7 protein-coding genes are annotated in these 11,040 nt (G+C 69.8%); 1 reads left to right on the top strand and 6 read right to left on the bottom strand.

Features of this window, described 5'->3' with window-relative positions; all coding sequences use genetic code 11:
- Positions 1–2,346: a PAS-domain containing protein gene (locus QE452_RS05605; protein WP_405052741.1), complete on the bottom strand. Its 2,346-nt coding sequence runs from the start codon at positions 2,344–2,346 to the stop codon at positions 1–3.
- Positions 2,347–2,487: 141 nt separating this feature from the next.
- On the opposite strand from QE452_RS05605, the gene QE452_RS05600 reads away from it, so the two are divergent.
- Positions 2,488–4,005, top strand: coding sequence for a S10 family serine carboxypeptidase-like protein (locus tag QE452_RS05600; protein ID WP_309660172.1), 1,518 nt, complete (start codon positions 2,488–2,490; stop codon positions 4,003–4,005).
- A 55-nt stretch (positions 4,006–4,060) separates the two neighbouring features.
- Here QE452_RS05600 and acs read toward each other — a convergent pair whose 3' ends face one another.
- From acs to QE452_RS05575, 5 genes are all read right to left on the bottom strand, one after another.
- Positions 4,061–5,989: an acetate--CoA ligase gene (gene acs / locus QE452_RS05595; protein WP_405052740.1), complete on the bottom strand. Its 1,929-nt coding sequence runs from the start codon at positions 5,987–5,989 to the stop codon at positions 4,061–4,063.
- Between the two features lie 99 nt (positions 5,990–6,088).
- Positions 6,089–8,161 (bottom strand): TonB-dependent receptor domain-containing protein, encoded by a 2,073-nt coding sequence (locus QE452_RS05590; RefSeq protein WP_309660170.1) that lies wholly within the window; start codon positions 8,159–8,161, stop codon positions 6,089–6,091.
- On the bottom strand, positions 8,158–9,132 hold the full coding sequence (locus QE452_RS05585) for a bile acid:sodium symporter family protein (protein ID WP_405052789.1): 975 nt from the start codon (positions 9,130–9,132) through the stop codon (positions 8,158–8,160). Before QE452_RS05585 ends, QE452_RS05590 begins: the two co-directional genes overlap by 4 nt.
- A 179-nt stretch (positions 9,133–9,311) precedes the next feature.
- Positions 9,312–10,280 carry a FecR domain-containing protein gene (locus QE452_RS05580; RefSeq protein WP_309660168.1) on the bottom strand — a complete coding sequence of 323 codons (969 nt, stop codon included), beginning with the start codon at positions 10,278–10,280 and terminating at the stop codon, positions 9,312–9,314.
- On the bottom strand, positions 10,277–10,801 hold the full coding sequence (locus QE452_RS05575; protein ID WP_309660167.1) for an RNA polymerase sigma factor: 525 nt from the start codon (positions 10,799–10,801) through the stop codon (positions 10,277–10,279). The genes QE452_RS05580 and QE452_RS05575 overlap by 4 nt, the downstream gene beginning before the upstream one ends.
- Positions 10,802–11,040: the final 239 nt, after the last annotated feature.

Raw genomic sequence — 11,040 nt, 5'->3', positions numbered from 1 at the left:
TCATCGCCTCGGCAGCTCCACCGTCACCAACGTCCCCTCGCCCGGCTCCGACACCAGGGCGATCGTGCCGCCATGCGCCTCGACGAACTGCTTGGCGAGCGGCAGACCCAGCCCCAACGCACGTTCGCCGCCGGGTTGCAGATGCGGCTCGGCGAAGCGGTCGAAAGCGTGTTCGGCATTTTCCGGATCGAGCCCCGGCCCGTCATCGGACACGACGATCCGCGCGCGGCCGGCATTGCCGTCGGCATGGAGCAGGATGCGCCCGCCATCGGGCAGCGCGCCCAAGGCGTGGCGCAGCAGATGCTCGACCACCTCGCGCAACCGCTGCGCATCGCCCTGCACGCGGCCGACCGATCGCGCGATCTCCACCGCCAGGTCGATCCGGTGACGGCGGATCGCCGGCCGCAGCGCTTCCGCCGCCGCGCGGGCCACTTCGGCCAGGTCGACATCGCCCTTCTCGATCTCCGCGCCCTCGTCTCCCAGCGTCAGGTCGAGCACGTCGTCGACCAGCACGGTCAGCCGCTCGACCGAGTCGAGGATCGCCTCCAGATAATCCTCCGCCTGACGCGGCAGCTTGCCGGCATAGCCACCATGCAGCATCTCGGCGAAACCGCTGATCGAGGTCAGCGGCGTCTTCAGCTCATAGCTCATATTGGCGACGAACTGGGTCTTGACCCGGTGCGCCGCCTCCAGCGCGTCGGCCCGTTCGCGCAACGCCTGTTCGGCCCGGCGCGAGTCGGTGATGTCGAGCATGGTGAACAGCGCGTTGCCGTCGGGCAGCGGCACGCCCGCGAATTCGAAATGCCGGCCGTCCGCCAGCACGATGCTGCCGCCGCGCTGCTGGCGTTCGTTGGTCGCCGATCGGACAAGGTCGGGGATCACCACCGCGCGCTCGGGCGCCTTGAGGCGCGGGGCGATCCGCTCGGCAAAGGCATCGACGCGCGGATGCGAGGACAGGAATTCCTCCTCCACCCCCCAGAGCGCGCGGAACCGGTTGTTCCAGAGCTGCAACCGCCCATCGGCCGCGAAGACGCCCAGCGCCTCCGACAGATTGTCGAAGGTCGCGGTGCGGACGCGTAGCAGCGTGTCGCGCGACGAGGCGAGCTGGACCTGCTCCGTCCGGTCCTCGAAGATCAGCAACAGGCCGCCATCGGGCAGCGGCTGACCGACGACGCGCAGATGCGTGCCGCCGCGCAGATGCCAATGTTCCTCGACCGCCTCGTCGGTCAGCATGAACCATTCGCGCCGCTCCGCCTTCCAGCCGGGGAAGTCGCGCACCTCGGGCAGGCGGCCGACATCGCGCATTCGCTCCAGCACGCGGTCGAATTCGGGCCGGTCGGCCAGCCATTCGGCACGCATCGCGAACATGCGGCGGAACGGCTGGTTGCAGAAGACCAGCGCATGGTCGGGGCCGAACTGCGCCACCGCCGCCGACAATCGATCGAGCATCCCGCGCTGCGCCTCGGCGAAGCGTTTCGCGCCGCTGCGCGCCTGTTCCAGCTCCTCGATATCAACGGCGAAGCCGGCGACGCCGCCGGTCGGCAGCGGCACGTCGAACACGCGCAACGTGCGGCGGTCGCCCGCGATGGTGGCGGGCAGCACCTGTTCGCTCGGCCGGCCAGATGCGCGGGCGGACTTGGCCCCGGCGACCGGGCCGGCACTGCCCATCTCCTCGATCAGTTCGAGCTGGCGGGCGACGACATCGGCGGCGTCGCGGCCCTCGACCGCCTCAACATAGGCGGAATTGACCATGGTCAGCCGCATCTCGCCATCGCGATACCACATCGGCATCGGCGACGCCTCGATCAGCCCGGTCAGGGCCGCATAGGCCGCGCCGAGCCGCGCCGCCTCCGCACCCAGCCGGTCGATCTCGCTGAGCGACTCGGTGGCGTCGAACGCCCAGACGATGACGCCGCCGGTCGCCCCCAATTCTTCCGGCGCACGGTCGCCGCGCATCGTGATCACCCGTTGCGACCCGCGCGGCCGGATCGCCCGCTGGAACCCGCGCCCGGCGCGCTGGGCCGCCTGCACGTCCGCCTCCAGCCCGGCGGCCTCCGCCTCGGACAGTCCGCCATGCTCGGCCAGCTCGGCAATGGTCACGGCGGGTTGCGCCAGGCCGAACCAGTCGGCCATGCGGCGCGGCATCTCGATCCGCCCGTCCGCGCCGATCAGCATCACCGTGGTCGGGCTGACGCGCAGCATCGCCTGGAGCCGCACATTCTCGGCCAATGCCGCCGCCGCCTCGCGCCGCGCCTTCAGCCCCGCGAACATCAGCAGGACGGCCGCGAGCAGCGCCGCGAAGAGCAGCGCGCCCATCGTCGCCGCCATTCCGTAGGTTAGCATCATCGTGGTGGCAGCATGACCGTCATCCCACGCGTCTTAGGCAAGGCGCGGCGTGGGGGGAAGCCATCGCAGCGAAACGCCGCCGTCTTGCCGCAGGCTGAACGGGCGCATAGCATCCGCCATCATCATCAAGGATCATCGCCCTTGCGCTCCTTTCGCCATGCCGCCTCCATCCTGACCCTGGCGCTGCTCGCCACCCCCGCCCCCGCCCCCGCCGCCGCCGCGTCCAAGACCGACGACAAGACCGCCCCCGCCGACAAGAAGGACGGCGACGAGACCAAGCTGCCGCCATTGCCCGCCGACAAGAGCATCACGCAGAGCGTCCGCATCGGCGGCCGCACCATCAGCTACCGCGCGACGGTCGGCACCCTGCCGGTCCGCGACGAGAAGGGCGAGACGATCGGGCAGGTCGTCTACACCGCCTATACGGTGCCGGGCAGCGATGTGCGCCGACCGGTGACCTTCGCGTTCAACGGCGGGCCGGGCGCGGCGTCGGTCTATCTCAACATGGGCGCGGTGGGGCCCAAGCACGTGCAGTTCGGCGCGCAGGGCGACGCGCCGTCCGACGCGCCGATCGCCACCGACAATCCCAATAGCTGGCTCGACTTCACCGACCTGGTCTTCATCGATCCGATCGGCACCGGCTTCAGCCGCAGCCTGGTCGACGAGGAGAAGACCAAGAAGGCGTTCTACGCCAACGATCCCGACATCAAATATCTGTCCAAGATCGTCTATGACTGGCTGGTGCAGTCGGGGCGGCTGCGATCGCCCAAATATGTGATGGGCGAAAGCTATGGCGGCTATCGCGCGCCGCGCATCGCCTATGAACTGCAATCGCAGATCGGCGTCGGGGTCAACGGCCTGATCCTGGTATCCCCCTATCTCGACCCGGCGGTCGGCAGCGGCTCGACCGCCTTGTCGCCCCTGCCCTGGATGATCGACCTGCCCTCGATGGCCGCTGCCAATCTGGAGCGGCAGGGCAAGCTGACGCCGCAGGCGATGGCGGAGGTGGAGGCCTATACGCGCGGGCCCTTCGCCACCGACCTGCTGCTCGGCCGGTCCAACCCGGAGGCGCTGAACCGGCTGGTCGAGCGGGTCACGCAACTGACCGGGCTGGACCCGGCGCTGGTGCGGCGCATGGGCGGGCGGATCGACACGGGCACCTACCTGCGCGAGATCCACCGCGCGCAAGGGACGATCGGCAGCGTCTACGACTCGAACGTCACCGCCTTCGACCCCTTTCCCTGGGCGAAGGAGCAGCAGTCCAACGACCCCATCCTCGACTCGCTGATCGCGCCGACGACCAGCGCGATGGTCGATTTCGTCACGCGCGAGGTCGGCTGGAAGACGGATGCGCGCTATCATGCGCTGTCCTATGCGGTGAACCAGGCCTGGGATCGCGGCAAGCCCGACGACACCCCCGTCACCGACCTGCGCAAGGCGATCGCCAACGATCCCAAGATGAAGGTGATGATCGTCCATGGCTGGGACGACCTGTCCTGTCCCTTCTTCGCCTCGCGCCTGATCGTCGACCAGATGCCCGCCTTCGGCCAGACGGATCGGGTGAAGCTGGACATCTATCCTGGCGGGCACATGTTTTACAGCCGCACGGATTCCGGCGCGGCGTTCAAGCGGGATGCGGAGGCGCTGTACCGGGGTTGATGGGCTTCTTCGTCCCGTGACCGCTCCCCGGCCCTTGCCGGGGAGCACGCCTTAGCTAGACCCGCCCGGCGACCAGCTGGTCGACCACGCCCGGATCGGCGAGCGTCGAGGTATCGCCCAAGTTCGACACGTCACCCTCGGCGATCTTGCGCAGGATGCGGCGCATGATCTTGCCCGAGCGGGTCTTGGGCAGGCCCGGCGCGAATTGCAGCGCATCGGGGCTGGCGATCGGACCGATCTCGTTCCGGACCCAGGTCCGTAGCTCGGCCCGCAGGTCCTCGGACGGCGTCTCGCCGGCGTTCAGCGTGACATAGGCATAGATGCCCTGCCCCTTCACCTCATGCGGCATCCCCACCACCGCCGCCTCGGCCACCTTGGCATGGGCGACCAGCGCGCTTTCGACCTCGGCGGTGCCCATGCGGTGGCCGGACACGTTGATGACATCGTCCACCCGGCCGGTGATCCAGTAATAGCCGTCAGCATCGCGGCGGCAGCCGTCGCCGGTGAAATATTTGCCCGGATAGGTGCTGAAATAGGTCTGGAAGAAACGCTCGTGATCGTTCCACACGGTGCGCATCTGGCCCGGCCAGCTGTCCGCGATCACCAGATTGCCCTCGGTCGCGCCGTCCAGCACCTGCCCCTCCGCATCGACCAGTTGCGGCAGCACGCCGGGCAAGGGCTTGGTGGCGGAGCCCGGCTTCAGGTCGGTGGCGCCCGGCAGCGGCGCGATCAGTATGCCGCCCGTCTCCGTCTGCCACCAGGTATCGACGATCGGGCAGCGCCGCTCGCCGACGACGCGGTGATACCAGTCCCACGCCTCCGGATTGATCGGCTCGCCGACCGAACCCAGCAGCCGCAGCGACCGGCGCGAGGATTGCGCCACCCATCCGTCGCCCTCGCGCATCAGCGCGCGGATCGCGGTAGGGGCGGTGTAGAAGATGTTGACCCCCAGCCGGTCGATCGTCTCCCAGAAGCGGCCATGGTCGGGATAGTTGGGCACGCCGTCGAACATCACCGTCGTCGCGCCATTGGCGAGCGGGCCATAGACGACATAGCTGTGCCCGGTGACCCAGCCCACATCCGCCGTGCACCAGAAGATCTCGCCCTCGCGGTAATCGAACACGTCGCGGAACGTCGACGCGGCCCAGAGCAGATAGCCGCCGGTCGTGTGCAGCACGCCCTTGGGCTTGCCGGTCGAGCCGGAGGTGTAGAGGATGAACAGCGGGTCCTCGGCGTTCATCGGCTCGGCCGGACAATCGGCGTTGACGCCCTCGGCCGCCTCATGCCACCACAGGTCGCGGCCCGCGATCATCGCGATGTCCGCGCCGGTCCGCCGCACCACCAGTACGCGCTCGACACCGGGGCAGTGCGCCAGCGCCTTGTCGACATTGGCCTTGAGCGGGATGCGCTTGCCCCCGCGACACCCCTCGTCGGCGGTGATCACCAGCCGGGAGTCGCAATCCTGGATGCGGTTGGCCAGACTGTCGGGCGAGAAGCCGCCGAACACGATCGAGTGGATCGCCCCGATCCGCGTGCAGGCGAGCATCGCCACCGCCGCCTCGACGATCATCGGCAGGTAGAGCGTGACCCGGTCGCCCTTGCCCACGCCATTGGCCTTCAGCACATTGGCGAACCGGCACACCTCGCCATGAAGCTCGCGATAGGTGACGCGGCGCGTCTCGCCCGGCTCGTCGCCCTCCCAGATGATCGCGACCTGATCGCCGCGCTCCGCCAGATGCCGGTCGAGGCAGTTGGCGGAGACATTGAGTTCGCCGTCCGCGAACCAGCGGATGCGGAAATCGGCCTCGTCGAAGGACGTGTCCTTCACCTGATGGAACGGCGTGATCCAGTCGAGCGTGCGTTGCGCCTCGTCCCGCCAATAGCCCTCCGGATCGCGTGCCGCCTCGGCATAAAGCCGCTCATAGCCGGCATGGTCGATCCGCGCGTCCTTCGCCGCGTCGCCGACAGGGTATAGGGGATCCATCAATCATCTCTCCGGGGCCGTTGCCTCTGCACCGCATTTATCGCGGCCATGGGCCGATGAGTAGCCGGCCCCGGAAATTTAAGGGACGTTAGGGATTCCTCATCGTCCTGGCCGATAGCGCAGCCCGATCCACAGGGTACGCGGCGTCGCACGCTCGATCAGGTTCGCGCCGCTGATCCCCGCCTCGACCCGCGCATCAGTGACATTCTCCGCCCGCAGCTCGACCGCCAGCGCCATCGTCACCGGCAGGGCGAGATAGGCGTCGAGCGTCGTCGCGGGGGCCAGGCTCCGGCTGTTCTGGTCATCCTCATATTGGCGTGACAGATGGCGCAGGGTCAGCGCCGCCGACGCCCCGCCCCGGCGATAATCGACCGTGCCGGAGAGCTGATCGCGCGGCGTCTGTGCCGGGCGCAGCCCGTCCAGCGCCGCACCGGCACCGCTCGCCCGGACGCGGGCGTCGACATGGCTCCACGATGCGCCCAGCCCCAGCGCGCCCGGCTGCCAGCGCGCGTCCAGCTCCAGCCCGCGCGATCGGACGGCGTCGAGATTGCGCCGTACCCGGTACACGCCATTCGCCGCGACGAAGCCGACTAGCGGGAAACTGCCCGGCCCCGCGCCCGCCGTGACGTTGGCGATGGCATCGTCCAGACGATTGTCGAAGACCGTCGCCGCCAGCCGCAGCGACTGGTCCGGCGCGATCGTCACCCCCGCCTCCACGCCGCGCAGCGTCTCGGGAGAGAGGAGCGGGTTGGCGGCGGTCGCGTCCGGGCCGACCCGGAACGGCCGGTACAGCTCGTTGAGCGTCGGCAACCGCCAGCCCCGATAGGCCGCCGCACGCACCGTCACGCCCTCGACCGCGCGCCAGGCCAGGCCGGCGCGGCCGGTCGCCTGATGCCCGGTGCGATCGGCGAAGCGCAGGTTCGTCAGCGCCGGTCCCACGGCCAGCGGGCGCTCGCTCAGCCGGCCGTCGCCGATCCGCCACCAGTCGATCCGGCCGCCCAGCGACAGGGTCAGCCGGCCAAGCTCGGCGCTGCCATCGGCGAACAGGCCGATGGTGCGATTGTCGCCACCCGCGACGCGGCGCCGGGTCGGCTGCCCCGCGACATAGGTGTAACTCTCCTGCGTCCGCCCAGACACGTCGCGCCAGTCGCCGCCCAGCCGAAGCGCCAGCCCCTGCCCGACCGGCGGCGCCAGTTCGACCCGCGCCCCGAGCCCGGTGGCGGGCGTGTTATACTGGTCGAGCGTGCGGGTGGCCGTGGTGCGCGCGGCATCGACACTGGCGAAGCTGGAGGCAAAGCCGCGCGTCTGGAGATAGGTCAGCGCCGACCAGCCCCAGCGGCCGCGCCCGACCAGGCGCAGGCTGGCATCCACCCCCTCCGACCGGTTGGCGGTGAAGGGCGTGCCCCGCTCCCGCCGGTCGGTGAAGGCTGAGACATTGGCCTGAAGCTCGGTATCGGAGGCCAGCGCGATCACGCCGCGTACCGCGCCCGATCCTTGCGCATAGGGCGCGGGTCGGTCGATCGGACCACGCCGCTCCGCCACGATCGGCACGAAGCCGTCGCCGCGCGCATAGGCCCCGGACAGGGTCAGATAGCCCCCCGGCCGGACCAGCGCCGCCGAGCCTTGTGCATCGACCGAGTCGCGGCTGCCATAGGCCAGGCGTCCGGTCATCGGGCCATCGGGCGTGGCACTGTCGAGCTCGACCGTGCCGGCCAGCGCGCCGGGCCCCTGATAGCCGCTGCCGCCGCCCCGCGTCACCCGGACGCGGCCGAGCCGGTCGGTGGCATAGGCCGGGAAGGCGACCCAGCCGCCGAACGGATCGCTCTGCGGCACGCCGTCGAGGATCAGCAGCGCCCGGCTCGCCGCATTGCCGCCCAGGCCGCGCAGCGTGATGCCCTGGCTGGTCGGGTTGGCGCTGCGGCTGTCGGCGCGGCGGAACTGCTGCAAACCGGCGACCTCGGCCAGCACGCTCTCCAGCCGACCGGCGGCGTTGGCGGCAATGCGGTCGCGGTCGATCTCGACCACGTCGAAGGCGCGGTCGCCCGGCGGATCGGACAGGCCGCGACCGGTGACCAGGATCGTCTCGCCCTCCGCCTCCGCGAGCGGTGCTTCCTGCGCGAACGCCGGAGTCGCGACCAGCATCGCGGACAGGCGGACGGCGCGGCGGATCATGCCTCCTGCCCCGCCGCCTGGTCGGCATAGCGCCGGGCGATGAAGGCGCAGGCGATCAGCTGGATCTGGTGGAACAGCATCACCGGCAGCAGCACGACGCCGACCTGCGCCGCCGGGAACAGCACGCCCGCCATCGGCACGCCCGACGCCAAGCTCTTCTTCGAGCCGCAGAATTGCAGGACGATCGCATCCTCGCGCGAGAGCCCCATCGCGCGGCCCAGCACCAACGTCACGCCCAGCACGACCGCGAGCAACGCGGTGCAGAGCAGCGCGATCACGCCCAGATCGGCCGGCGAGACGCGCGTCCACAGCCCCTCCACCACCGCCGCGCCGAACGCGCTGTAGACGACGAGCAGGATCGAGCCGCGATCGACGATCGTCAGCCACTGCTTCCGCCGCGCGACGAAGCCGCCGATCCAGGGCCGCAGCAGATGGCCGGCGACGAAGGGCACCAGCAATTGCAGCACGATCGCCTCGACCGCGCCGGTCGAGATACCGTGCCCGGCTCCCGCTCCCGGCATCAGCAGCGCGACCAGGGCCGGGGTCAGGACGATGCCGAGCAGGTTGGAGAAGGATGCGCTGCACACCGCCGCCGCGACATTGCCGCGCGCAATCGCGGTGAAGGCGATCGACGACTGCACGGTCGAGGGCAGCAAGGTGAGGAACAACAGTCCCGCCGCGACCGCGCTGTCGATGCCGGGCAGCGCGCGCAGGCCCAGGCCCAATATGGGGAACAGGCCGAAGCTGACCGCCAGCACCGTCAGATGCAGCCGCCAATTGCGTGCCCCCTCCCAGATCGCGTCGCGCGACAGCTTCGCGCCGTGGAGGAAGAACAGGAGGACGATGCCGATATCCGCCGCCCAGGCGACCATGGTCGCCATCCCACCCCGCGCCGGCAGCAGCGTGGCGAGCAACACGGTGCCGAGCAGCATCAGGATGAACGGCTCGAACAGGGCAAGGAAACGACGGATCACGGGCCAGTCCTGACAGCAAGGGACGCGACGATGCGCGCCAGGGAGGGCGGTGGCGGGGTCCGGATTAAACTTGGGTCCGCCATCCTGGCGTCATGGCCGTATGATCGCCGCATCGCAACACGGCACGTGCAATCATTGTCGCGCGAAATGTCGACTTGGATGGCGAAAGGCGTGGATCAGCCGTCCGGCGACAGTCGCCAGCCACCGGCGTCGCGGGTCGCGCGCATCCCACTGATCGCGGCGAAGCGCTGCACGCTGGTCGCCGCATCCGCATCGACCTTGAACGTCCCGCTGAACCGGCGCATCCCATCGTCGGGTGCCAACCGCACCGGCTGCCCGATCGCGCGCGACAGGTCGCCTGCCACCTCGGCCAGCGCGACATCGCCATAGCTCAACTGCCCGGTCCGCCAGCCGCCGACCGTCGTCCGGTCGACCCGCCGGACCGCGCCGCGATCGTCGACGATGCGGATCGCCTGGCCCGCCTTCAGGATCACGGCATCGTCATCCGGCTCGGTCCCGCCATCGGGATCGAAGGAGACCACGCCCTCGCGAACGGCCACCTCGATCACATTGTCATGGCGGCGGACGTTGAAGGCGGTGCCGATATCCTCGACGCTCGCCGCCCCGATCTGGAGGCGGAAGGGGCGCGCCGGGTCATGGACCACGTCGAAATACGCCTCGCCCTCGCCGAACGACAGCGAGCGCGTCGCGCGATCGACCTTCAGCGTGGTGCCGCCGTTCATTGCCACCCGCGTGCCGTCCGCCAATCGCACCGAGCGCGTCTGGCCCAGCGCCGTGGCGATCGTCAGCGGCGTGGCGGGCATATCGGGTCCGGATGGCCAGCTAGCGATGCCGATCACCCCGACCAGCGCCGCCGCCATCGCCGATCCCAACCACCAGCGGCGGCTCGTGTTGACGGGTGGATTGTCGTTGGCGGCATCGGGTATGGCCGCCGCCACCGGCTCGGCGGCGAGCCCGGCAGTCGCCGCTTCCAGATGGAGCGACACCTCGTCGAACAGGGCGGCATTGGCCGGGTCGGCCTCCAGCCAGTCGAGATGCCCGTCCCAATCGTCGAAGTCGGGCTCATGCACCCGACGCGCCCAGTCGAGCGCCTCTGCCATCCGCGCCGAAGCCGTCCCGCTCATGCCCTACCCTCGGTCGACATGGCGGCTGTCCCGTCATCATGTTGCCACGCGGCGATGGCGCGATAGGCTTTTTGCAGATGCTTCTCCACGGCGCTGAGCGAAATGCCGAACTCGGTGGCGATGTCGCGCTGCGCCACGCCTTCGACACGGTGGCGGCGGAAGATGCGGTCGGTCCGCTCTCCCAGAGCCGCGAGCAGCCGGTCGACCTGATCCAGCCGCTCGCGCGCGATCAGATCGGCGAGCGCGGACGGGGCGGCCACGTCTTCCGTACCGTCACGGTGATAGTCGTCGTCGCGCGTCAACCGCCGCCGCGTCGCACGGGCGCGGTCCAGCATCAGATTGTGCGCCATGCGCATCATATAGGATTCGGGCCGCTCGACCCCCTGCCCGCTGGTCGCCGCCAGCTTGAGCCACAAATCCTGGAGCAAATCCTCCGCCTCCTCGCTCGCACCCCGTGCGCGCAGATAGCGAAGCAGCACGGGGCGCTGGGCCAGGAAGCTTTCGGCCAGGGGATGCGCCATCGTCACCCGGTCGTCTTGAACCGGAAAGGATCGAAACGGAACACGGGTGCAGAAACCGCGACGCCGCGCGGGCGAACGCCGGGACAGCCGGCACGTCCGCAAATGGGGATCGATCCCGCCTGGTCTGCGCGCCCGAAGCGCGACGATGATCCCCATAGAAAACACGTCATTGCCCTGGCGGCGACGCCGATGCGTCGGACCGCTACTGGCATGACGCCGCCGCTTCGCCCGAACCGCAC

The sequence above is a fragment of the Sphingomonas sp. SORGH_AS_0438 genome, assembly GCF_031453475.1.
Classification (GTDB): Bacteria; Pseudomonadota; Alphaproteobacteria; order Sphingomonadales; family Sphingomonadaceae; genus Sphingomonas.
The sequence above is the reverse complement of the archived record's forward strand: the minus strand, read 5'-3'. Positions and strand labels throughout refer to the sequence as shown.